The sequence below is a fragment of the Vibrio sp. HA2012 genome, assembly GCF_002812955.1.
Taxonomy (GTDB): domain Bacteria; phylum Pseudomonadota; class Gammaproteobacteria; order Enterobacterales; family Vibrionaceae; genus Vibrio.
On sequence record NZ_PFXK01000014.1, the window covers coordinates 1 to 22,986 of the forward strand.

Below are 22,986 nucleotides of genomic sequence, written 5' to 3' on the forward strand. Positions count from 1 at the left end.
TGCTTGGCGACCATAGCGTTGTGGACCCACCTGATTCCATGCCGAACTCAGAAGTGAAACGCAACAGCGCCGATGGTAGTGTGGGGTCTCCCCATGTGAGAGTAGGACATCGCCAGGCTCATATTTTAGAAAAGCCCGTTTTTTCAAACGGGCTTTTTTGGTCCACCGGATACAGTATTTCGTGTGCTGATATAGCTCAGGTGGTAGAGCGCATCCTTGGTAAGGATGAGGTCCCCAGTTCGAGTCTGGGTATCAGCACCAGTTATTTACTATTTAAGACAAATAGACAGAATTTGCTTGGCGACCATAGCGTTGTGGACCCACCTGATTCCATGCCGAACTCAGAAGTGAAACGCAACAGCGCTGATGGTAGTGTGGGGTCTCCCCATGTGAGAGTAGGACATCGCCAGGCTTTGTTTTCTTGTTTTCAGATTTTTAAGACCTTTTTATTAAGGGGAAGTCTAAAAGCAAAAAACTTAAATGAAAACCCCAGCATTTGTGCTGGGGTTTCTGCATTTATGGGGCAATATATTTACCTTCAGCCAGATGCCATAATGCTTTAATTAACGGATCATTCAATTTTGAACGATTGCAGCAAATCCCTAAGTCGAACGGTTTAATTGGAGCTAGTTTTAGTTTTTGTATTTTATCTTTTACAGGGCTATTGTTGATTACCACATCCGGAGCTATACCAACACCACATCCTAGGGCTACCATACTCACAATCGCTTCATGACCGGCAACTTGTGCATAAATATTTGGCCGGATTTTCATTTTTTTCATCCAGTTGTTAGCTCGCTCTCTTGCTGTACCCGATTCAGGAAGAATAAAAGGGATGTCATCCCATATATGTACGTCTTTTTTTAATTCCTGAGAAAAATTGCTTACTCCAACGGGAGCTATCACTGAAAGTGGGATTTGCCCTATAAGCTCAAATGCTAATCTTGCTGGTATGTGCTCTGGTATGGCTGAAATCGCAATATCGGCATCATCATTAATTATTCTATCTATTGCCTGAGCCGGATCTCCGGTGGATAGTTTAATTTCAATCTGTGGATATCTTAAACGAAAATCATTTAGCAGTTCTGGTAGATGACTGTAACTTGCTGTGACAGAACAGAAAAGTCTTAGTTCTCCTTTCAGTTCTCTGGTTTGTTCACATAGTTCTGAGCGTAAGCTAAACCATTCGCTGCTTATACTCAGTGCAACCGGCAAAAGCTTTCTACCTGCGTTAGTTAGGTCTACACTTCTGTTGTCGCGGATAAAGAGGCTCTGACCGACTTCTTCTTCCAGCTTCTGTATCTGTCGGCTGAGTGCTGACGGACTGATATGCATCGCTGTGGCAGTTTTATTAAAGCTTTTACTGTCACACAGGTGGATAAATAGCTGCAGACTTTTTATATTCATAGTATATGTTGCATTATTTGCAATAATTAGTTGTAAATATATCACTTTAAGCAATTTTCGTCTTGCTTTAGTATAACTTCATTCGGTGATAACGCACCGACCAACGGACAGTTTCTCAAAGGAGTCTCTAAAAATGGCTAACTATTTCAATACACTAAACCTACGTCAGCAACTAGACCAGCTTGGTCGTTGTCGTTTTATGGATCGCGAAGAATTTGCAAATGAAGCAGAATTCCTGAAAGGCAAAAAGGTTGTTATCGTAGGTTGTGGTGCTCAGGGTCTTAACCAAGGCCTGAACATGCGTGATTCTGGTCTTGATGTGGCTTATGCCCTTCGTCAGGCTGCGATTGATGAAAAGCGTCAGTCTTTCAAAAACGCATCTGAGAATGGTTTTGAAGTAGGTAGCTATGAAACTCTGATCCCTCAAGCAGATTTGGTTGTAAACCTGACTCCTGACAAGCAACACACTAATGTTGTTGAAACAGTAATGCCTCTGATGAAAGAAGGCGCTGCTCTGGGTTACTCTCACGGCTTTAACGTGGTTGAAGAGGGTATGCAAATCCGTGACGACCTTACCGTTGTGATGGTTGCACCTAAGTGCCCTGGTACTGAAGTTCGTGAAGAATACAAGCGTGGCTTTGGTGTTCCTACACTGATCGCTGTTCACCCTGAGAATGACCCTAAAGGTGAAGGCTGGGATATCGCTAAAGCATGGGCTGCAGCAACAGGTGGTCACCGCGCGGGTTGTCTTGAGTCTTCTTTCGTTGCTGAAGTTAAATCTGACCTTATGGGTGAGCAGACGATTCTTTGCGGTATGCTACAAGCTGGCTCTATCGTATGTTACGAGAAGATGGTTGCTGAAGGCATTGATGCTGGTTATGCAGGTAAACTGCTTCAGTATGGATGGGAAACCATCACAGAAGCACTTAAGTTCGGTGGTATCACTCATATGATGGATCGTCTGTCTAACCCGGCTAAGATTAAAGCGTTTGAGCTTTCTGAAGAGCTGAAAGAGCTGATGCGTCCTCTTTACAACAAGCACATGGATGACATTATCTGTGGTGAGTTCTCTAGCACAATGATGGCTGACTGGGCTAATGATGATGCAAATCTTCTTAAGTGGCGTGAAGAAACTGGTGAGACAGCATTCGAAAATTATCCTGAAACTGATGTTGAGATCTCTGAACAAGAATATTTCGATAATGGTATCCTGATGATTGCTATGGTTCGCGCGGGTGTTGAACTGGCATTCGAAGCGATGACTGCTTCAGGTATTATTGATGAATCTGCATACTATGAATCTCTGCATGAGCTTCCGCTGATTGCAAATACTGTTGCTCGTAAGCGTCTGTATGAGATGAACGTGGTTATCTCTGATACAGCTGAATATGGTAACTACCTGTTTGCTAACGTAGCAACTCCGCTTCTGCGCGAGAAGTTCATGCCTAACGTGGGTACTGATGTAATTGGTAAAGGTCTGGGTGATATCTCTAACCAAGTTGATAACGCGAAGCTGATCGAAGTGAACGACGTTATCCGCAACCATCCTGTAGAGTTCATCGGTGAAGAATTGCGTGGTTACATGACTGATATGAAACGTATTGCTGTTGGTGGTTAATCCTTAAACGCTAATACGAAGAATAAGAGCCTAGCGATTGCTAGGCTTTTTTATTTGTGACTCCTGTAACTTTTTAATTCTGAGCTAGTCAGTGATGGCTGAAATCCCGGTTTATCAGTTGGTTATATGGAGCTTTAAGCGGTAGAATTGGCTGGTTATTATTCAGGAAGGTTGTTATGGGACAGTTTAGTATTTTAGGTTACGTAGCTGTGGGTGGGGCATTTGGTGCCTGTTCACGATATTTGATCTCAGAATTTTGTGTAATGCTTTTCGGGAGAGGTTTCCCTTATGGAACATTAACGGTTAACGTTCTTGGTTCATTTATTATGGGGGTACTGGTATCTGCATTTCAGAATGAGCTTTTATCTGCGGAACCGTGGCGGCAGATTATTGGTCTTGGTTTTCTTGGGGCATTGACAACTTTTTCTACTTTTTCTATGGACAACGTTCTATTAATGCAGCAAGGGGCATTTTTTAAGATGGGCATAAACATATTGCTTAATGTAATTCTTAGCATTTCTGCTGCCTGGATAGGGTTGAATGTTTTTATGAAACTTATGCAGCATAGCTAACATAAAATAGGACAGAACACTTTTACCTGAATCTTGCTTACCATATAATCAATTTACTTGTCGGAGTGCCATTTGGCTGAGACCGCGTTGCGGGATCCGTTGAACCTGATCAGGTTAAAACCTGCGAAGGGAACAAGAGAAATCTCTAGGTTACTATCTGCTTGCCAGCAGATCTACCAGTCAGTAGGTATTCACTTACTGTCATTTTTTCTCTAACTGCATTTTTCCGATAAGCATTTCTTCCATAAATAACATAAGGAAAATGCTATGTCGTTCACCCAAAAACAGGCCAGACTGGAAGCGAAACAGTTTATAAATTCCCTTTCGGTACAGTCTTATCCCAATTCAAGTAAGGTCTATCTGCAAGGCAGCAGAAGCGATATGCGTGTGCCTATGCGTCAGATTCAGCTTGCAGATACGCTGATTGGTGGTTCTAAAGATGAGCCTCTCTACGAGCCAAACGAGTCCGTAAATGTTTATGACACCTCTGGTGTATACACTGATCCTGCCTACGCTATCGACCTATATCAGGGGCTTCCTAAGTTACGGGATGGCTGGATTGCGGAGCGAGAGGATACAGACATTCTGGATGGGGTCAGCTCAGAGTACGCTATCGAAAGACTGGTAGATAAGACACTGGATGAGCTTCGGTATGGGAATCTGCCACGTGTTCGACGTGGTAAGGCGGGCAAGTGTGTGACTCAGCTGCATTATGCCCGTCAGGGTATCATTACTCCGGAAATGGAATTTATCGCCATCCGTGAGAACATGAGCCGTGAACAATATCGAGATGAGCAACTAAATCGTCAGCACCCTGGCCAGAATTTTGGGGCTAATCTTCCTGAGACTATTACACCAGAATTTGTGCGGCAGGAGGTTGCAGAAGGTCGGGCGATTATTCCATCGAATATTAACCATCCTGAATCTGAGCCAATGATTATCGGGCGTAATTTTCTGGTGAAAGTGAATGCTAATATAGGTAACTCCTCAGTCAGCTCATCGATAGAAGAAGAAGTAGAAAAGCTAGTTTGGAGTACTCGTTGGGGTGCGGATACAGTCATGGATCTGTCGACTGGACGAAATATTCACGAAACGCGCGAATGGATACTGAGGAATAGTCCGGTACCGATTGGTACCGTCCCTATGTATCAGGCATTGGAAAAGGTTAATGGTGTTGCTGAAAACTTATCTTGGGAAGTGATGCGCGATACTCTGATCGAGCAGGCGGAGCAGGGCGTCGATTACTTTACCATTCATGCCGGGTTGCGTCTGCATCATGTGCCGATGACCGCTAAGCGAGTGACCGGTATTGTTTCACGTGGTGGTTCTATTATCGCCAAGTGGTGTCTGGCTCACCATACAGAAAGCTTTCTGTACGAGCATTTTCGTGATATCTGTGAAATTTGTGCTCAATATGATGTTGCGTTATCTCTGGGAGATGGTTTGCGTCCCGGCTCTGTAGCTGACGCGAATGACGAAGCTCAGTTTGCCGAGCTGCATACATTAGGTGAGCTGACTAAGATTGCCTGGGAATATGATGTGCAGGTCATTATTGAGGGACCCGGGCATATCCCAATGCACATGATTAAAGCCAATATGGACGAGCAGCTGAAGCATTGCCATGAGGCTCCGTTTTATACGCTTGGCCCTCTGACAACAGATATCGCTCCGGGTTATGATCATATTACGTCAGGGATTGGTGCTGCCATGATCGGCTGGTATGGCTGTGCGATGCTGTGTTATGTGACGCCGAAAGAACACTTAGGCTTACCCAATAAAGAAGATGTTAAAGCCGGTCTGATTACCTATAAACTTGCAGCTCATGCGGCTGACTTAGCGAAAGGGCATCCCGGTGCTCAGATCCGCGACAATGCTATGTCTAAAGCCCGTTTTGAATTCCGTTGGGAAGATCAGTTTAACCTGGCTCTGGATCCGGAAACAGCCCGTAGTTATCACGATGAGACTATCCCTCAGCAATCAGGCAAGGTTGCTCATTTCTGTTCAATGTGTGGTCCTAAGTTTTGTTCAATGAAAATCTCTCAAGAAGTTCGGGATTATGCTGCTGATGCTGACTTAAATTTTGGCAGTCCTATAGTGGCTAAGGATATCTCCGATGCTGATGAGGGCATGAAGCTGAAGTCAGAAGAATTCAAATCTTCCGGCTCAGCACTCTATCGGCTGTTTGATGCGGACGAATTGGGGGAGGAAGTGTAATGGTTGAATGGTGTTGGCGTGCAGAAGATGTTTCACGTGAAACATTAGAATCTGAATTTTCTCATTTCCAAGCGTTAATAGAAGAGGGAACTCTACAGGAGCCTGTACAGCATTATCCTTTGTTGGATAAACAGCAATTTCGTCTTTATCCGGTAGTAGATTCTGTGTGGTGGATTGAGATGCTGTTGAAAATTGGTGTGAAAACGGTTCAGCTCAGGATCAAAGACACTAATCACCCAGAGCTTGAGAGCCAGATAAAAAAAGCAATTGAACTTGGTGAAGAATATAACGCGCAGGTATTTATCAACGATTACTGGCATCTGGCTGTAAAGCATGGCGCTTACGGTGTCCACCTTGGACAGGAGGATTTAGATACTGCGGATCTAAACCAAATATATACCGCAGGATTGCGACTGGGCGTGTCCACGCACGGATACGAAGAGATCCTGCGTGCTATAAGTATCGGACCAAGTTATATCGCTTTAGGGCATGTTTTTCCGACTCCGACAAAGCAGATGCCGTCTGAGCCGCAGGGGTTGAAGCGGTTAGCGTATTATCAACGGTTCATAGACGCTGTGAACAGAATCTGGAATACAGATATGCCAACGGTAGCCATTGGGGGAATAGACCTAAATAATGCTCCCGAAGTATTACGCTGTGAAGTCGATAGCCTTGCGGTAGTTCGGGCGATTACTTTAGCTGATGATACCGAACAGGCGGTACAGAATTTCATGCAGCTTTTTACTCAAAGATTCGGAGGAGACAAAAATGATGCATGTTGACACTGTCTCAGATAACGATTTTCTCCGCTATCAAAGACAAATTGCACTCCCTGAAATGGGTGAAGAAGGCCAATTGAAACTCCAAAATGCTCGGGTACTGGTTATCGGTTGTGGCGGACTGGGAACTAGCGCAGCGCTTTTTCTGGCCGCCGCAGGGGTAGGCCAGATGATTCTGGTTGATGGGGATAAAGTAGAGAGTTCTAACCTTCAACGCCAGGTCGCTTACCGAGAGTCTGATTCTGGCAACCCTAAGTCTATTGCTCTGGCTAACCAGTTAAACGGATTGAATCGATCTGTGCGGATCAGAACAGTAGATGATTATCTTGAAGGTCACAGACTCAAACTGGAAGTGATCAGGGTGGATCTAGTGCTTGATTGTAGCGACAACTTTGCGACGAGACAGGCAGTGAATCAGTGCTGTTTTGAGGCTAAAACGACGCTCATTTCCGGTTCAGCCACTGGATGGAACGGACAGTTAATCGGTTTTAACTATCAGGATAAAAGTGCGCCTTGCTATCGCTGCCTCTATCCATATGAACAAAACCCTCTACAAACCCGTTGTGATCAGGGAAGCATTCTCGGTCCCGTGGCAGGGATGATAGGGACACTGCAAGCTTTGGAGGCGATCAAATATCTGGTTGGGTTGACGAGTTTTTCTGTACCCGAGCTACGTCTATTTAATGCCCTGAAAATGACATGGGAATCATTGATCCTGAAAAAGGATGTTGTTTGCCCGGTCTGTGGCTCATTAGTGGACACTGAGGCATCGGGTTTATCAACGGCAGAAGCCAAAGTGGGAGGAGAGTTCTATGCGAGTATTGGTTAATGGTAAACCTATCAGCCTGGCGAGTAGAAATATAAGCCTACTGAATCTAATAAGTGAAAAAAGTATTGCTATTGAAGGCTGCGCCATCGCTATAAACGGCCATATACTTCCGAGAAATATATGGGGTGAAACTATTCTAACTGATGGTGATCAGATTTCGCTGTTTCAAGCAATTGCAGGAGGTTGACTAAGATGCTGATCGTAGGAAATAAAACATTTACATCCCGGTTGTTAACCGGAACCGGAAAATTTGCCAGCAGCGATATAATGGCAGAGGCCATTAAGGCATCGGGTTCTCAGATGGCTACCATGGCGTTAAAACGGGTCGATATCGATAGTCAGGAAGATGATATTCTTCAGCCTCTGATTCAGGCTGGCGTTGATCTGCTGCCTAACACATCTGGTGCAAAGACGGCAGGTGATGCCATCTTTGCCGCTCAGCTTGCGCGTGAAGCCTTGGGAACTCAGTGGATTAAGCTTGAGATTCATCCTGACCCCAAATACCTAATGCCGGATCCAGTCGAAACACTAAAAGCTGCGAAAAAGCTTGTCGAAGAGGGCTTTATCGTTCTGCCATATTGCCATGCAGATCCGGTTTTATGTAAACGCCTGGAAGAAGTTGGCTGTGCTGCGGTCATGCCTCTGGGGGCTCCGATTGGGACAAACAAGGGGCTTGTCTCTGAGGACTTTCTGCAGATTATAATTGAACAGGCAAGGGTGCCAGTGATTGTCGATGCAGGAATAGGGTCACCTTCACATGCGGCGTTGGCGATGGAAATGGGGGCTGACGCTGTTCTGGTGAATACGGCCATTGCTTCCGCTTCTGACCCGGTACAGATGGCGAACGCTTTCCGCCTGGCGGTTCAAGCTGGCAGGCTGGCTTTCGAGTCGGGTTTGGCGGCGACAGAAAACCATGCGATAGCATCCAGCCCGCTGACGGCATTCTTGGATGGGGGTGCATAAGATGACGTTTTCGGATGAACTAATACAGTCTGACTGGGAAAGGACACGATTATCCATTCTCGAAAAGACAGATAATGACGTGCGCAATGCCTTGGTGAGAACCAAGCGTACTCTCGAAGATTTTAAGGCGTTGATATCTCCGGCAGCAGAACCGTATCTGGAAGCGATGGCTCAGCAGTCCTATGCGTTAACCAGAAAGCGTTTCGGAAATACAGTGTCATTCTATGTCCCTCTGTACCTCTCTAACCTGTGTTCAAACGACTGTACCTACTGTGGCTTTTCGATGAGTAATAAGCTTAAACGCAAAGTTCTCACGCTCGAAGAGATAGAACTGGAGCTGAAAGTTATTAAGGCGATGAAGTTTGATAGCGTGTTGCTCGTGACCGGTGAACACGAGACGAAAGTAGGCATGGATTACTTTCGTAAGGTGATTCCGCGCATTAAGCAGGAGTTTAGTTATCTGGCTCTTGAGGTGCAGCCATTGGATGAAGAAGAATACGCCGAACTTAAACAACTGGGCGTGGATGCAGTGATGGTATATCAGGAAACATACCATGAGAAGGAGTACGCAAAGCATCACCTTCGCGGTAAGAAAATGGACTTCTCATACCGCTTGGAAACGCCTGATCGGATCGCTTCTGCGGGTATTGATAAGATAGGTTTGGGGGCCCTGATTGGGTTGGATGACTGGCGCACTGACTGTTTTTTTGCTGCCAGTCATCTGACGTATTTAGAGAACCATTATTGGCGCTCTCGTTACTCTATTTCGTTTCCGAGATTGCGTCCTTGTGCGGGTAGCCTGACCCACAATTCATTGATGTCAGATAAGCAACTAGTCCAGCTGATTTGTGCATTCAGGCTGCTCAATGGTGAAGTTGAACTCTCGCTTTCGACTCGAGAATCCGCTGAGTTCAGAGATAATTTATTATTGCTTGGGATCACCCACATTTCAGCCGCTTCAAAAACCCAGCCCGGTGGGTATGCTAATCATGAACCAGAACTGGAGCAGTTCTCTGTTAGTGATGAACGTTCGGCGATAGAGGTTGAACAAGCAGTACAGTCACATGGACTCGATCCTGTGTGGAAGGATTGGCACCATGCATATTCAGGATAGTAGAAAGTAGCGTGGAAATAGAGTGTTTCACGTGAAACATAAAAAAAGCAGAGTTCTTTAACAAGACTCTGCTTTAATTTTTCCTGTCTGCTAATCGATTAAGCCAGAGGACTGGTCGCCTCTCTCAGCCATTGCAGTGTAGCTCCTTCGACTAATGGACTGATCACATCAAACACGGTTTGATGATAATTGTTCAGCCATTTCTTCTCTGTTTGAGTCAATAAATCAGCTTTAATACAATGTTTATCGATCGGGCAACGGGTCAGTGACTCAAATCCCAGCACGCTGAAATCTCCCTGAGTCGTGAACTCTGTTACCAGTTCCAGGTTTTCGATACGAATACCAAACGCGTCTGCGCGGTAATAGCCCGGCTCATTAGACACGACCATACCAGGAACTAATGCAGTAGGTGCTGTGACTTTAGATATGCGCTGCGGGCCTTCATGTACGCTCAGGCAATGACCCACACCATGCCCCGTTCCATGGTCATAATCATAACCATGAGACCATAGATGTTGACGGGCAAGGGCGTCTAAATGGTGGCCACAAGTTCCTTTAGGGAATCGTGCCTGAGATAGGGCAATATGGCCTTTTAGTACTAGAGTAAACTGCTGCTTCATTTCTTCGGATAGTTCGCCGATGGCCACTGTTCGCGTGATATCTGTTGTACCATCCGGATAGTGAGCACCTGAATCGACTAAATAGAAGTTGCCCAGCTCAAGTTTTCCGGGTTCTGGCTGGTTGTTGTGGTTGTAATGACACATAGCCGCATTACCAGCCGCAGCTGAGATGGTGTCAAAACTTAAATCAACCAGCGAGCTATCTTCCCGGCGGAATACTTCCAGTTTATCAGCCAGCAAAGCTTCATCATGTAGGTGGCCGTTTGCTACCTCGCTATCCAGCCATGCCATAAACTTGGCCATCGCTGCGCCATCTCTAATATGACAGGCTTTCATCCCTGCGACTTCAACCGGGTTTTTCTGTGCTTTTGGCAACTGGCACGGATCAGCCGACTCGATGATTGCTGCACCGGCTTCCTGAAGAGTCAGACTAAACCAGGCGTTGCTGGTGGCCGGATCAACGAGAACATGGTTTCCGGCTAATGTCTGCAGGAAAGCATCGAGGCTATCTGGCATGTGGACACGAACGCCGCTGCCGACATGCTGGATAAAATCAGCAGGCAGACGGGAAGGCTCGATGAAGAAATCGACACTTTTATCAGCATGGATCACGGCAGAAGAGAGCAGTACCGGCAGGCAAGCCACATCCATTCCGCGGATGTTGAGTAACCAGCAGATAGAATCCAGTTGCGTAAGGAGTGCTGCATCGGCTTTTTTATCCAGCAGAATAGTAGATATCTGTGCTCTTTTATCTGTACTGGAGAGACCAGACAGGCTTTCGTCCATCAGACGCACCTCAGATACCATAGGCGAAGGTCTGTCACGCCACAATTGGTCAATTGGATTCGATGTGACTATGTGTATGGAAACAGAATCTAGCAATGTATGTTGAGCATGTTTCAGCCAGGATGAGGCGTGCAGTTTGGCATCAACGGCCAGCTTAGACCCCTTTGGCAGATGTTTAGCTGCCCATGCAAGTGGTGGCTGTTCAATTAAGTGGCAATACTGAAAGATGGTCTCTGGTGCCTGCTTTCTAACTTGTACAGTATAGCGCCCGTCTACAAAAATAGCGGCGGTATCTCGAGTGATTACTGCTGCACCAGCTGACCCTGTAAACCCTGTCGCCCATTCCAGCCGCTCATTATGTGCGGGAAGGTATTCCCCTAAAAATTCATCTTCATGGGGGATCAGTAATGCATCCAGTTGTTGTTCTTCAAGCCATTGTCTTAATTGGCTGACTCTCGCCACTATGGTGTCGTTCATAAACGGGCCTCTTGATAAGAATGAAGTTAAGCCCTTAATAATCTGCTGAACATTTAAGGGCTACTGGTGAAATAAGCTAGCGCGTTTAGTGTTTTCAGGCAAATCTGTTTTAATCTGTCGGGGGGGATAACACGTGAAGGTTCTGAGTATGATCTATGATCAGATTTTTCATCCAGCTGATATTAGCCTCGTTTTCTCTATACTTGTTCCAGAATAATGTATAGGCAAAAGGAGGTAATTCCGTTGGCAGAGGAAGCTGCCTTAGTCTGTTGTTTGTTGTTACCATTTGGGCAAAATGTCTGGGTACGGTAAAGATAAAATCAGTATAAGAGCATAAGCTTACCGCACTGTTAAAATCCGGCACCAGCATAGCAATATCCCGTTCCAGTCCTTTATCAGCAAGCTGGTAGTCGAGTAGCCAACGGTCATTTCCGTCACAGGCGGCCTGTATATGACGCATCGACAGATAGGTCTGTAAATCCCACTCCTGAGTCAGTACCGGATGCTTGTCACGAACCAGACAAACCTGAATATCGCGGTAAATTTCAGTACCGATAATATCTGCGGGTATTTCCTGAGGCTGACTATAGCCATGCTGGGTAATATCCCTCCCTTTAATACCCATATCCAGAAGTCCGTTTTGCAGATCAGCAAAAGTATTTGAATCCCAGTTGTGGGTTTTCAGCCGTATGGAGGGAGCTTGATGAAACAGAGCGGGTACAAAATGAGGGAGGATCAGAGAATAACAGCTTTCAACCAGAGCTATATTAAATTTGTGGATTGATCTGGCTGGAGAAAAGGTTTCAGGTTCCGACAGGCTTTCAATTTGGCTAATCAGGTTATCCAGTCTGGGTTTTAGAAATAGAGTTTTAGGTGTAGGGCGCAATCCATGAGAATGTCGGATAAACAGAGGATCGTCAAATAGCTCGCGCAGTCGGGCTAAAGACTTACTGACGCTCGATTGGCTGAGACACAATCGATGAGCGGTACGCGTCACACTCAGTTCTTCTGTCAGGACTTTGAGGCAAACAAGCAAGGATATATCCATTCTGGCGATAGCTTCGATACTCATACTTATCCTGTTTCCATAATGGAATAATAGATATAACTATATATCATTATATGGAATATCACAATGAGGATAGAATTTGGGTGCCACTAATCTTTACCAAAGGAACTTATCTATGGATTACTTAAGCCGTAACCGAAAAAAAATTCAATTAATGATTTTGGTTTTGCTGGTGTTGTTTAGTCCGCTGGGAATTGATATTTATCTTCCGGCACTGCCTATGATTGCTGAGTCGTTCCACGTGGAACATACATTAGCTCAGGATACCGTGACCTGGTTTTTATTTACTATGGGACTTGGGCAACTGTTTGCCGGACCATTAGCGGATAAATACGGGCGGCGGTATATCGCTCTTGGAGGTGTGCTGATTTATGGTGTAAGTGCTGTAATGGCGTATGGTGCTCAAACTATTGAATGGATGCTGGTTGCTAGACTGATTCAGGGATTGGGTGCGTGTGCAACAGCTGTTGCTGCCTTTGCGACAGTGCGTGATCTCTTTGGTAAAGAGAACAGCGGGCGGATGATCAGCTATCTGAACGGAGCAATATGTTTTATTCCTGCATTGGCTCCCATACTGGGCAGTTATCTGACACAGGTATTTGGCTGGCGCAGTAATTTCAGTTTTATGGCGGGTTTTGCTCTGATTGCGGGAGGGCTCATACTTTTGGGCTTAAAAGAAACGAATCCTGCAAATGATACGATGAAAAAGTTACCTGTATTTAAGCTTAACCGATACATGGGGGTTTTACTCCATCCGGTTTTTCTGTTTAATGCAACCCTGTGTCTGCTGGCAATGGCTGTCGTACTGGCTTATGTCACTGCCGCTCCTGTGATTTTAATGGATCAACAGGGATTGGGTATGAATGAATTTACCCGCTGGTTTGGTATTAATGCTGTTATTAATATTATAGCGGCATTTACAGCACCCAAGGTTATGGACAAAATAGGAACCCGGTATTCATTATTCACCGGCATCACTGCCTTGTTATTTGCTGCAGGGATGATGTTATGGTTTATGCCTCTACAGACTGGCTGGGCATTTATGTTGCCGATTTTTGTCTCAACGTTAGGGTTTGCCCTCATATTAGGATCAGCTGCGGGTAAGGCACTGGCTCCATTTGGTGATAAGGCTGGAACAGCTGCAGCCTTGTTGGGTGTTTTTCAGATGAGTGGGGCTGGTCTGCTAGTCGGCATAATACAGCGGACAGGAATGGATTATCGTCTTTCTATTGTTTTACACATGCTTTTAGTGGCACCCGCATTAGTTGTTCTGCTCAGCAGAAAAGGGCAGCAATGGCACCCATTGCATGTAGAGTAGCCTCTTGCGGAACAAGTTTGCTGGTGTTTTTCAATGTATATCTGATGTAATGCACTGAGTGTTATGTGACATAAATAGAGAAATAATATTTTACTGACGTAATAAGAGGTGTATATTTAGCACTCAAATCAGGTCTTATCACTTTTCTGAAATAATTGGCATAGGTACCGTGTGATATTCGGGATTATCTGGGCGCCTTTTTGTAACTCAGTATACTGCCTTTTATTATTTAGACAGGTGTTTTTATATTAAATATCGGAAGCAATATTCAGATGTCTTTGACCACTTATGAAATGGCTCGTGTATTAGAGCAGTTAGAAGAATCACCAGAAAAAATCATGTTCGGTAAGCTGCTCAATGAGCTGGGGAACCAGAGCGAAGAGCGGATTCGCAGTGCTGCGAAACAAGTTCCGCTACATATGTTGAGAGATATTGTTTATCAGTTTCAGCGCGTCATCGAATCCCGTAAAGGTGAACAAGTTCAGCTAATGGCAAAAGAACTTGCTGAGCAGGGCATTTCTGTAGAAGAGCTACAAGCCTATCTGAATAATAAATAATAACCACAGTAAATAAAGCCTATGTTTTCTGGTTTTATTTTTTTCATACATATTGTTCTTTTTTGAGTTGTCGCTCTTAGCGGCAACTTTTGCATTCCCGTTATACCATTTATGTTTTTTATCTCTTCAGTAAATAACATCTTTCAGATCTGGCTGATCAACTAGTATGGCTTTTCCCGAACGACTCCTTTGTGCCAACAAGGTGGTATATTTGAGTGGTTTAGGTATAATCGTAGTTATGTATATATAACCAGTATATAGACCTTTGGGAACAAACCATGGACGCATCTTTATTACTTGACGGGCTTAACGATAAACAGCGTGAGGCAGTGGCTGCTCCACTAGGAAATACGCTGGTACTGGCCGGAGCCGGTAGTGGTAAAACCCGGGTTTTGGTACACCGTATTGCCTGGCTAATATCGGTTGAAGCCGCATCCCCATTTTCAATTATGTCCGTTACTTTTACCAATAAAGCCGCTGCAGAAATGCGAGGACGTATTGAAGAACTAATGATGGGTAGTGCTTCCGGTATGTGGAACGGAACTTTCCATGGAATTTGCCACCGTATTTTACGAGCTCATTATCTGGATGCCCGGTTGGTTGAAGACTTTCAGATTATTGATTCTGAAGATCAGCAGAGGTTGTTACGCCGCTTGATTAAAGCCCAGAATCTGGATGAAAAGCAGTGGCCCGCTCGTCAGGCTGCATGGTGGATAAACGGTAAAAAAGATGAAGGCTTGCGTCCTCAACATATCGATGATTATCGGGATCCGGTTACCCGAACTTGGTTACAAATCTATAAGGCTTATCAGGAAGCATGTGATCGTGCCGGTCTGGTCGATTTTGCTGAAATTCTGCTACGTACCCATGAACTGTTACGGGAAAAGAAACATATTCGTGAGCATTACCAGGCACGGTTCAAGCACATCCTGGTGGACGAATTTCAGGATACCAATAATATTCAGTACGCATGGCTGAGAATGATGGCTGGCCCAGATTGTAATGTCATGATTGTTGGTGATGATGATCAGTCTATTTATGGTTGGCGTGGCGCCAAAATTGAGAATGTCCATCGTTTCTGTGAGGAGTTCCCCGGGGTTGAAACCATACGTCTGGAGCAGAATTATCGTTCTACCAAGATGATCCTGAACGCTGCTAATGAATTGATTGCCAATAACACAGAACGTATGGGAAAGGAGCTATGGACTGACGGTTGTGAGGGGGAAAAGATTTCAGTTTATTCAGCCTACAATGAATTGGACGAAGCCCGTTTTACTGTTAATAAGATTAAAGAGTGGCAGGAAAATGGCGGGGCGCTTACTGACACCGCTATCCTATATCGTAGTAATGCTCAGTCTCGTGTTTTGGAGGAGGCATTAATCCAGGCAAGGTTACCTTACCGTATATACGGGGGAATGCGCTTCTTCGAGCGTCAGGAAATTAAAGATGCGTTGAGTTATTTACGGTTGATGGCAAATCGTAATGACGATACATCGTTTGAACGAATTGTGAATACACCTCCGCGTGGATTGGGGGATAAAACGCTTGAAACGATTCGTTTTGCTGCCCGGGAGAGGGGCACTACAATGTGGGATGCCAGCGTAGCCCTGATCCGGGAGCAAGTTCTTCCTGCCAGAGCTTCCGGTGCTCTAAGTCGATTTATCGAGCTGATAAATGCCATGGAAGATGACACGGCAGAAGAGGCCTTGTTTGAACAAACAGATCATACAATCAAAGCGTCAGGCCTGTTTTCTATGTACGAACAGGAGAAAGGGGAAAAGGCAAAGTCACGAATCGAAAACCTTGAAGAGCTGGTAAATGCCACCCGCCAGTTTGAAAAACCGGAAGAAGCTGAAGAGATGACCGTGTTGTCTGCTTTTCTTGCCCATGCCGCTCTGGAAGCAGGTGAAGGACAGGCCGATGAGTTTGATGATGCGGTACAACTGATGACTCTGCATAGTGCTAAAGGGCTGGAATTTCCTTTGGTATTTATGGTCGGTGTTGAAGAGGGGATGTTCCCCAGCATGATGTCAGCTGAAGAAGCCGGACGGATGGAAGAAGAGCGTCGGCTTTGCTATGTCGGTATGACTCGAGCGATGGAAAAACTGTACATTACGTATGCTGAAATGCGACGTTTATATGGCCAGGATAAATACCACAAACCGTCTCGTTTTATCCGTGAACTTCCGGAGGAATGCCTGGAAGAGGTACGGATGAAGGCTCAGGTTAGCCGTCCGGCTAGTAGTGGACGCTTTTCTAAGACTGCGGTTAAAGATAATTTTAATGAAACCGGATTTACGCTTGGGCAGCGGGTAAAACATCCCAAGTTCGGTGAGGGAACGATCATTAATTTTGAAGGTAGTGGCGCACAAAGCCGGGTACAAGTAGCCTTTAATGGTGAAGGTATTAAATGGCTGGTGACTCAGTATGCTAAGCTGGAGTCAATGTAATATCCTAAACACTGTACCTGAATGATATGAAAGAAAAGCCCCGATACCGAAGTACCGGGGCTATGGTCTTACTCGCAGCAATCCAGCTACTCAATGTGCTCCATGCATCGAATCCTTGATAGTATGCTGATTCCTTCAGCTTAATCCTTTCGTCGCCTTCCTAGCGGTGTCCTTGATCCTATCCTGATCTGCTAACAATCCTCGTTAGCGCACTTCACTTGTTCCCTGAGCGGTGTCCCTTACATCATCCTGATGTTCAGTCCTTGCCTCATCCAGAGGTGTTCCTGTCTGCTATCCATGCCGATTATCCATCCTGAATAACCGAATCTTCTTCCTGAAGATTACCAATCCGTGGTGCTTTCCTATTCCTTGTCAGTATCCTTCTGACACAATAAATATTAGCTAAAATCAGAAAATCAGCAATAATGTGAAATGGATTACAAATTAAACTAATCGGTGATTTCCTATAAAAATAAAATAATATCAATACATTATGCATGAGCTATGGTAAGGGCTTACCACAAAAAACGATTTTTGCTTACGTATTTGTAAGAGATCTCGCACAAGAGGGGAGGCAAATATGCCCGTATTTCTTCTTTGCAAGTACCGAATCATTGACGTGGGTAAGAAACTAAGTCGTAAGTTAAGCCAATGTCAGCAGGGATTGCCAGAGTATTGTTCCCCCGAGCAGAATAAACAGCACACCACAAACTGTATCAATATAGGGGGTTATTGCATGCAGTTTTTTTTGCATTACTTTGGCTGACAGAACCCAGGCCAGAAGAGAAAACCACAGTAAAGACAGACCAAATAGAATCACCAGGGCGATACCTTTGCCTGTTAGCGACATATCGGCGGGCACCAGGCTCGACATAAGACTGACAAAAAATATCAGTGCCTTGGGGTTAAGGAGATTGGTAGAAAAACCACGAGAGAAAGCGTGACGCTTACTGCGTATTTTATTATGTAGCGTCTTTCCTTCGTCAGAGCTTTCTGACGTGCTACGACGCTGAACCAGCCCTTTCAGAGCACTAAGCCCCAGATACAGCAAGTAGCTTCCTCCTGAGAACTGAAGCAGAGTAAACAGCATAGGATGTTGCTGTACCAGATAACTCACCCCAGTTAGGCTTAATATTGAATGAGTGAGAATACCAAAGGACAAGCCCAGCGCGATATAACTTCCGGTCTGCCTGCCGTAGCGGGCGGCGTTCTGGACGACCAGAGCAAAGTCCGGTCCCGGACTCATCAGAGCAAGAAAATGGACGGTAGCTAAGGTAAGGAGAATGGTGACTTCGTTCATCTGGTTATTACTTTGTTGTGTGACGGTGGCGTTATTGTGAGGTATTGCTAGCGAAGATGATTGTAAATTACTGACAGTGTTTATATGGCGCGTTGTATCTGAGAGGGGGATATGCCGTAACAGTGCTTGAACGCTTTACTGAAATGAGCCTGATCATAATAACCAGCCTGATGAGCGGCTTCGGTGCTGCATAGTCCTGATTTTAACAGCTTCATACTGTGCTCCAGCCTAAGGCAGGTTAGCCAGGCATAGGGTGTTATCGACATTCTGGCCTTGAAGTGACGTTGGAACTGAGTAGGGCTAAGGTTACACAGATCAGACAGCTGCTTTAACCGGACGGGCTGATCCAGATTCGCGATCAGGTATTCCTTCAGCACCTCAACGGACTTATCGCCCAGAGGTATAGGCGCAGTTCTTCGTTGTGATCCAAAACGATCAAAAAGTCGGTGAAATCTTTCCATAGGCAGGCAATCTTTCATTAACTGACTGCTGTTAGGGGACATCAACAGGTTATGCAGGTTAACAAGTTGTGAAAACAGGCTGGGATCCGAGATGATCAACTGATTAAAGCTGATAATTTGACCGTTTTGTTTAAGATCTGCCAACTCGCTGAACCAGCGTGGTTCGATCGAAAATACCCGGGACTGGTAGCCGGAGTCGAACAACGCATAGCCATCATGCAGTTCGTCTGGCGGCATTATCACTATTTGTCCGTTCCCGACCTTATGGCTGGATCCTTTATGGTGGAACTTCTGCAGCCCTTGGGTAATCAGTCCGATATGAAAATCCAGGTGATAATGACGCTGAAAAGCAAATTTCTTGTAGTCTGCGGCTATCAGGCTGATCGACTGGCTGGAGGTTGTTTGATAGCTGATCTTATCCATGGTAATAAAAAAACTTGGTTAGAATATAACCAAGCTTATCTTTTGAGGGGCAGTTTGTCTTGTAAAAAACGATCACTCGGTACGGGCAGCAAGCTGTCGGCTTTTTTTGTGATGGCTTAGTCCGTCCAGGCTAAACACGATGAGAGCCGCCCAGATAAAGGCAAACGTTATGGCTTTTTCTGGTTCGAACACTTCACCGTAAATAAACACAGCCAGAAGAAACATCATACTCGGACCGATATACTGGAAAAAACCTAACGTAGAGAGTTTGAGGCGGGTTGCGGCACCATTAAAACAGAGTAATGGTAGGGTAGTCACCAGTCCGGCAGCCAGCAGAAGAAGGTTCAATGTTGTACCGTTTTTGAACATATCAGAGGTCGGGGTATCTGCAATAAACAGCAGATAGAGAGCCGCAACCGGTAGCAACAGAAGGGTTTCGATAAAAAGTCCTGTCTGGGCATCAAGATTAATCTTCTTACGTAATAATCCGTACAGGCCAAAGCTGGTTGCTAACCCGAGTGAAACTAAGGGGACGGAACCAAAGCCGATAATCTGTATTGTGACTCCGGCCAGAGCCAGAATAACGGCAAACCATTGTAGGGAGCGCAGTTTCTCCTGCAGAAATAGCATGCCAAACAGTACATTGATAAGCGGATTGATAAAGTATCCCAAACTCGCTTCCAACATATGCCCGGCATTTACGGACCAGATAAAAAGCAGCCAGTTACCACCAACCAGAAGAGCTGTCGTCAGCAGGCAGAGCATGGTCTTTCTATGTTGTAACACATTACGAACAGCTTTCCAGCGACGACCCAGATGGATAAGTAGTGCGAGAAAAAAGAATGACCAAATAATCCGGTGGCTGAGAATCTCTGGAGCACTGACTATACTGATAGCTTTAAAGTAAATGGGGGCAATTCCCCACATAACGTAAGCGCCAAGGGCAAAAATAACTCCTTGCCGGGAGCGTTGAGATTCGTTGATATCCATACTAAAAGGTTTTGTGATTGTGCTGGGATAATATGGCAGTATAAAGCCGATCAAGATCACAATCTAGTATAAGAATTCACCAGTCCTAAAAGGAGGTTAAGGATATGTCCATTGTGGAGTATAACCGCGGGATCGCTAATAAAATCGTGTGGAGACTCGCATCTTAAGGTCACTTGAGTATACAATAATCCGCCTCTGGCCGACTGTAGTGAATATACAGATTTACAGCCTGAACCTGACGATTGAACCTTTCGGACATGTTATGACCTCCACTTTGCTAGCTGAACAATCCAGGCCTTTCCCTGTGTCTCCGGAGACTATTTTGCGGGAAACTTTCGGTTATCAGCGCTTTCGGGCTGGGCAGATGGAAGTTATTGATGCCGCGATCAATGAACGTGATAGTCTGGTTATTATGCCAACGGGGGGGGGGAAGTCGCTTTGTTATCAGATTCCTGCGCTAGCTAAGCCGGGGCTGACACTGGTGATTTCTCCACTGATTTCACTGATGAAAGATCAGGTCGATCAGCTTAAGGCGGATGGCGTGGCTGCTGCGTGCGTCAACTCCAGCATGCCGAGAGATGAGCTGCTCTCTGTATTTAACCAGATGAATAACGGTCAGCTCAAATTAGTGTATGTTTCTCCGGAGCGAGTACTTACTAATGACTTCCGGGAGCGTTTGTCTGCTTTACAGCTGTCTATGATTGCGGTGGATGAAGCGCACTGCATTTCTCAGTGGGGGCATGATTTTCGTCCTGAGTACGCAGCACTTGGTCAATTGAGACAGCATTTTCCGCATGTGCCAATGATGGCTCTGACTGCTACTGCAGACGATGCAACCCGCACCGATATTATTTCCCGTTTGCTTCTGGATGAGCCTCATATCTATTTGGGAAGTTTTGACCGCCCGAATATCCGCTACAATCTGGTTGAAAAACATAAGCCGGTTTCACAGGTTATTCGCTTCTTGGGGGCGCAGACAGGCCAGTGCGGCATTATTTATTGTGGCAGCCGTAAAAAAGTGGAAATGCTGACCGAGAAGTTATGCAATAACCATATCCGTGCGGCCGGTTATCATGCTGGCATGGATGCGGATGAGAGAGCATATGTGCAGGAAGCATTCCAGAAAGACGATATCCAGATTGTAGTTGCGACAGTTGCTTTTGGAATGGGAATCAACAAGCCTAACGTACGGTTTGTGTTGCATTTTGATATCCCGCGGAATATTGAATCTTACTATCAGGAAACTGGCCGAGCCGGGCGGGATGGGTTGCCTGCTGAAGCCATGATGCTGTATGACCCGGCCGATATGGGCTGGTTGCGCAAGGTTCTGGATGAAAAGGAAGAAGGCCCGCAGAAACGAGTAGAAAACCATAAGCTGAATGCTATGCATGCATTTGCGGAGGCTCAGACCTGTCGGCGTCAGGTATTACTGAATTATTTTGGTGAGTATCGGGAAAAACCATGTGGCAACTGTGATATCTGTCTGGATCCTCCCAAACATTTTGATGCCACAGAAGCGGCACAAAAGGCACTTTCTTGCGTATACCGTGTGAATCAAAATTTTGGTATGAACTATGTGGTGGAAGTATTGCGCGGGATGCAGAATATACGGGTTAGGGAGCAGGGACACGATAAACTCAGTACTTACGGTATCGGGCGCGAGCATAGCCATGACTACTGGATCAGCATTATGCGGCAGCTTATTCATAAGGGGCTGTTGCTGCAGAATATTACCCGCAACTCAACGTTGCAGTTGACAGAAGAAGCCCGACCTTTATTACGTGGTGAAATGACTCTGGAGCTGGCTGTACCGCGTCTGGATACTTCTGCGCGATCTGCAAGGTCAGATAAACTGGCAAACCGGCATTATGACAAAGCCTTATTTTCTAAGCTTCGTAAGCTCCGTAAATCCATTGCAGATGAAAACGACTTGCCTCCATATGTAGTATTCAGTGATGCAACATTGATGGATATGGCTGAAATTCTGCCAACGTCTTATGGGGAAATGTTGGCTGTGAATGGTGTCGGACAAGTCAAGCTTGAGCGCTACGCTAACCCTTTTCTGGATTTGATTCAGGAACACCTTATCCATGGTTCTTAAGCTTTTGGTCATCCGTAACCCAAAAGCGGTTTATTATCCTTCCGTCGACCGAAAACGTTTGCTATTTCTTGTATGCTTGCGGCATGAATTGATTAATGTATAATCGCCGCCCGCTTGAAGGAAACTACTTCTGATAGCTACAATATAATTTAATTAACCCGAAGACTTATTCTTCACCTTGGGTTCCCTCACCCCCAAGCAAAACGAAAAAGGTACAATATGAGTAACTTTACCCCTGCGCAGCAGCGCAACGCTTTATCTTTTCTGGTGTTTTTCCACCTTATTATCATTGCTTCCAGTAACTATCTGGTACAGATCCCTTTTACTGTATTTGGCTTCCATACCACATGGGGCGCATTTACTTTTCCATTTATCTTTTTAGCTACAGATCTGACGGTGCGTATTTTTGGTGCCAGACTGGCGCGTAAGATTATCTTTTTGGTGATGTTGCCATCATTAGTGTTTTCTTATGCCTTGTCAGTACTGTTTTTCGAGGGATCGTTTCAGGGAGTGGTACAATTGAGTGAATTGAATCTGTTTGTTGCCCGTATTGCAATAGCCAGCTTTATGGCTTATCTGCTGGGACAGATTATGGACGTACAGGTATTTAACCGTCTGCGTCAGCTAAAACAGTGGTGGGTTGCGCCAACTTGTTCCACTCTGTTTGGTAATGCACTGGATACTGTAGCTTTCTTTGGTATTGCTTTTTACCAGAGTCCGGATGCCTTTATGGCTGAACACTGGACGGAAATTGCGCTGGTGGATTATGGCGTTAAGCTGGTTATTAGCTTAGGTCTGTTTGTCCCCCTCTATGGTGTACTACTGAATTATCTGGTGAAAAAGCTGACAGCGGTAAATCCGAAACTGAAGATTGCTGGAGTAAAAGTGTAAGACAGTCCGTTGCATTTACTGATATAAGTCTCTAAAAAAGTCCGGTG

At 45.3% G+C, this 22,986-nt stretch carries 19 protein-coding genes, 1 tRNA gene, 2 rRNA genes and 1 riboswitch; of the genes, 16 read left to right on the forward strand and 6 right to left on the reverse strand.

Annotated elements, in window-relative coordinates:
* The first annotated feature begins 2 nt into the window (after positions 1 to 2).
* From rrf (CSW98_RS17085) to rrf (CSW98_RS17095), 3 genes are all read left to right on the forward strand, one after another.
* A 5S ribosomal RNA gene (gene rrf / locus CSW98_RS17085) occupies positions 3 to 118 on the forward strand.
* Positions 119 to 185: 67 nt separating this feature from the next.
* Positions 186 to 261: transfer RNA gene (locus CSW98_RS17090), tRNA-Thr, on the forward strand.
* A gap of 35 nt (positions 262 to 296) precedes the next feature.
* Positions 297 to 412, forward strand: a 5S ribosomal RNA gene (gene rrf, locus CSW98_RS17095).
* A gap of 104 nt (positions 413 to 516) precedes the next feature.
* Here rrf (CSW98_RS17095) and ilvY read toward each other — a convergent pair.
* Positions 517 to 1,407, reverse strand: coding sequence for an HTH-type transcriptional activator IlvY (gene ilvY, locus CSW98_RS17100; RefSeq protein ID WP_100801691.1), 891 nt, complete (start codon positions 1,405 to 1,407; stop codon positions 517 to 519).
* 133 nt (positions 1,408 to 1,540) lie between these two features.
* Here ilvY and ilvC point away from each other — a divergent pair, with 133 nt between their 5' ends.
* The 8 genes from ilvC (at position 1,541) to thiH (ending at position 9,496) form a co-directional block, all read left to right on the forward strand.
* Complete coding sequence (gene ilvC / locus CSW98_RS17105) at positions 1,541 to 3,025, forward strand: ketol-acid reductoisomerase (RefSeq protein WP_100801692.1); 1,485 nt, start codon at positions 1,541 to 1,543, stop codon at positions 3,023 to 3,025.
* A gap of 176 nt (positions 3,026 to 3,201) precedes the next feature.
* Positions 3,202 to 3,597, forward strand: a complete 396-nt coding sequence (gene crcB / locus CSW98_RS17110; RefSeq protein ID WP_100801693.1) for a fluoride efflux transporter CrcB — start codon at positions 3,202 to 3,204, stop codon at positions 3,595 to 3,597.
* Between the two features lie 51 nt (positions 3,598 to 3,648).
* Positions 3,649 to 3,746: riboswitch (TPP riboswitch) on the forward strand.
* 118 nt (positions 3,747 to 3,864) lie between these two features.
* Complete coding sequence (gene thiC / locus CSW98_RS17115; protein WP_100801694.1) at positions 3,865 to 5,811, forward strand: phosphomethylpyrimidine synthase ThiC; 1,947 nt, start codon at positions 3,865 to 3,867, stop codon at positions 5,809 to 5,811.
* A complete protein-coding gene (gene thiE / locus CSW98_RS17120) occupies positions 5,811 to 6,593 on the forward strand; it encodes a thiamine phosphate synthase (protein WP_100801695.1) in 783 nt (260 codons plus the stop codon). The genes thiC and thiE overlap by 1 nt, the downstream gene beginning before the upstream one ends.
* The gene (locus CSW98_RS17125; protein WP_232733550.1) at positions 6,580 to 7,419 is read left to right on the forward strand and encodes a HesA/MoeB/ThiF family protein; all 840 of its coding nucleotides are present in this window, start codon (positions 6,580 to 6,582) and stop codon (positions 7,417 to 7,419) included. The genes thiE and CSW98_RS17125 overlap by 14 nt, the downstream gene beginning before the upstream one ends.
* Positions 7,403 to 7,606, forward strand: a complete 204-nt coding sequence (gene thiS, locus CSW98_RS17130; RefSeq protein ID WP_100801696.1) for a sulfur carrier protein ThiS — start codon at positions 7,403 to 7,405, stop codon at positions 7,604 to 7,606. Before CSW98_RS17125 ends, thiS begins: the two co-directional genes overlap by 17 nt.
* A gap of 5 nt (positions 7,607 to 7,611) precedes the next feature.
* Complete coding sequence (locus CSW98_RS17135) at positions 7,612 to 8,382, forward strand: thiazole synthase (protein ID WP_100801697.1); 771 nt, start codon at positions 7,612 to 7,614, stop codon at positions 8,380 to 8,382.
* Between the two features lies 1 nt (position 8,383).
* On the forward strand, positions 8,384 to 9,496 hold the full coding sequence (thiH, locus tag CSW98_RS17140; protein WP_100801714.1) for a 2-iminoacetate synthase ThiH: 1,113 nt from the start codon (positions 8,384 to 8,386) through the stop codon (positions 9,494 to 9,496).
* A 98-nt stretch (positions 9,497 to 9,594) separates the two neighbouring features.
* On the opposite strand, the gene CSW98_RS17145 is transcribed toward thiH, so the two are convergent.
* Positions 9,595 to 11,379: an aminopeptidase P family protein gene (locus CSW98_RS17145; RefSeq protein WP_100801698.1), complete on the reverse strand. Its 1,785-nt coding sequence runs from the start codon at positions 11,377 to 11,379 to the stop codon at positions 9,595 to 9,597.
* Positions 11,380 to 11,488: 109 nt separating this feature from the next.
* Positions 11,489 to 12,451, reverse strand: a complete 963-nt coding sequence (locus CSW98_RS17150; protein ID WP_100801699.1) for a LysR family transcriptional regulator — start codon at positions 12,449 to 12,451, stop codon at positions 11,489 to 11,491.
* Between the two features lie 112 nt (positions 12,452 to 12,563).
* Here CSW98_RS17150 and CSW98_RS17155 point away from each other — a divergent pair, with 112 nt between their 5' ends.
* The 3 genes from CSW98_RS17155 to uvrD all read left to right on the forward strand — a co-directional run bounded on the left by CSW98_RS17155 (position 12,564) and on the right by uvrD (position 16,773).
* Entirely contained in the window at positions 12,564 to 13,766 is a 1,203-nt protein-coding gene (locus CSW98_RS17155) for a multidrug effflux MFS transporter (protein WP_100801700.1), read from the forward strand.
* Between the two features lie 272 nt (positions 13,767 to 14,038).
* On the forward strand, positions 14,039 to 14,323 hold the full coding sequence (gene tsrA, locus CSW98_RS17160) for an H-NS-like global regulator TsrA (RefSeq protein WP_100801701.1): 285 nt from the start codon (positions 14,039 to 14,041) through the stop codon (positions 14,321 to 14,323).
* Positions 14,324 to 14,601: 278 nt separating this feature from the next.
* A complete protein-coding gene (gene uvrD, locus CSW98_RS17165; RefSeq protein ID WP_100801702.1) occupies positions 14,602 to 16,773 on the forward strand; it encodes a DNA helicase II in 2,172 nt (723 codons plus the stop codon).
* Positions 16,774 to 17,416: 643 nt separating this feature from the next.
* Here uvrD and CSW98_RS17175 read toward each other — a convergent pair.
* The 3 genes from CSW98_RS17175 to rarD form a co-directional block, all read right to left on the reverse strand.
* The gene (locus CSW98_RS17175) at positions 17,417 to 18,073 is read right to left on the reverse strand and encodes a LysE family translocator (protein ID WP_100801704.1); all 657 of its coding nucleotides are present in this window, start codon (positions 18,071 to 18,073) and stop codon (positions 17,417 to 17,419) included.
* Between the two features lie 80 nt (positions 18,074 to 18,153).
* Positions 18,154 to 18,957 carry an AraC family transcriptional regulator gene (locus CSW98_RS17180; protein ID WP_100801705.1) on the reverse strand — a complete coding sequence of 268 codons (804 nt, stop codon included), beginning with the start codon at positions 18,955 to 18,957 and terminating at the stop codon, positions 18,154 to 18,156.
* 72 nt (positions 18,958 to 19,029) lie between these two features.
* Entirely contained in the window at positions 19,030 to 19,947 is a 918-nt protein-coding gene (gene rarD / locus CSW98_RS17185) for an EamA family transporter RarD (protein ID WP_100801715.1), read from the reverse strand.
* A 262-nt stretch (positions 19,948 to 20,209) separates the two neighbouring features.
* On the opposite strand from rarD, the gene recQ reads away from it, so the two are divergent.
* Positions 20,210 to 22,048, forward strand: coding sequence for an ATP-dependent DNA helicase RecQ (gene recQ, locus CSW98_RS17190; RefSeq protein ID WP_100801716.1), 1,839 nt, complete (start codon positions 20,210 to 20,212; stop codon positions 22,046 to 22,048).
* A gap of 219 nt (positions 22,049 to 22,267) precedes the next feature.
* Positions 22,268 to 22,939, forward strand: coding sequence for a 7-cyano-7-deazaguanine/7-aminomethyl-7-deazaguanine transporter (locus CSW98_RS17195; RefSeq protein WP_100801706.1), 672 nt, complete (start codon positions 22,268 to 22,270; stop codon positions 22,937 to 22,939).
* Positions 22,940 to 22,986 lie beyond the last annotated feature (47 nt).

Excerpts from the sequence above, each read along its gene's own strand:
- ilvY (WP_100801691.1), bottom strand. The coding sequence starts at position 1,407 with ATGAATATAAAAAGTCTGCAGCTATTTATCCACCTGTGTGACAGTAAA.
- ilvC (WP_100801692.1), top strand. The coding sequence starts at position 1,541 with ATGGCTAACTATTTCAATACACTAAACCTACGTCAGCAACTAGACCAG.
- crcB (WP_100801693.1), top strand. The coding sequence starts at position 3,202 with ATGGGACAGTTTAGTATTTTAGGTTACGTAGCTGTGGGTGGGGCATTT.
- thiC (WP_100801694.1), top strand. The coding sequence starts at position 3,865 with ATGTCGTTCACCCAAAAACAGGCCAGACTGGAAGCGAAACAGTTTATA.
- thiE (WP_100801695.1), top strand. The coding sequence starts at position 5,811 with ATGGTTGAATGGTGTTGGCGTGCAGAAGATGTTTCACGTGAAACATTA.
- CSW98_RS17125 (WP_232733550.1), top strand. The coding sequence starts at position 6,580 with ATGATGCATGTTGACACTGTCTCAGATAACGATTTTCTCCGCTATCAA.
- thiS (WP_100801696.1), top strand. The coding sequence starts at position 7,403 with ATGCGAGTATTGGTTAATGGTAAACCTATCAGCCTGGCGAGTAGAAAT.
- CSW98_RS17135 (WP_100801697.1), top strand. The coding sequence starts at position 7,612 with ATGCTGATCGTAGGAAATAAAACATTTACATCCCGGTTGTTAACCGGA.
- thiH (WP_100801714.1), top strand. The coding sequence starts at position 8,384 with ATGACGTTTTCGGATGAACTAATACAGTCTGACTGGGAAAGGACACGA.
- CSW98_RS17145 (WP_100801698.1), bottom strand. The coding sequence starts at position 11,379 with ATGAACGACACCATAGTGGCGAGAGTCAGCCAATTAAGACAATGGCTT.
- CSW98_RS17150 (WP_100801699.1), bottom strand. The coding sequence starts at position 12,451 with ATGAGTATCGAAGCTATCGCCAGAATGGATATATCCTTGCTTGTTTGC.
- CSW98_RS17155 (WP_100801700.1), top strand. The coding sequence starts at position 12,564 with ATGGATTACTTAAGCCGTAACCGAAAAAAAATTCAATTAATGATTTTG.
- tsrA (WP_100801701.1), top strand. The coding sequence starts at position 14,039 with ATGTCTTTGACCACTTATGAAATGGCTCGTGTATTAGAGCAGTTAGAA.
- uvrD (WP_100801702.1), top strand. The coding sequence starts at position 14,602 with ATGGACGCATCTTTATTACTTGACGGGCTTAACGATAAACAGCGTGAG.
- CSW98_RS17175 (WP_100801704.1), bottom strand. The coding sequence starts at position 18,073 with ATGAACGAAGTCACCATTCTCCTTACCTTAGCTACCGTCCATTTTCTT.
- CSW98_RS17180 (WP_100801705.1), bottom strand. The coding sequence starts at position 18,957 with ATGGATAAGATCAGCTATCAAACAACCTCCAGCCAGTCGATCAGCCTG.
- rarD (WP_100801715.1), bottom strand. The coding sequence starts at position 19,947 with ATGGATATCAACGAATCTCAACGCTCCCGGCAAGGAGTTATTTTTGCC.
- recQ (WP_100801716.1), top strand. The coding sequence starts at position 20,210 with ATGACCTCCACTTTGCTAGCTGAACAATCCAGGCCTTTCCCTGTGTCT.
- CSW98_RS17195 (WP_100801706.1), top strand. The coding sequence starts at position 22,268 with ATGAGTAACTTTACCCCTGCGCAGCAGCGCAACGCTTTATCTTTTCTG.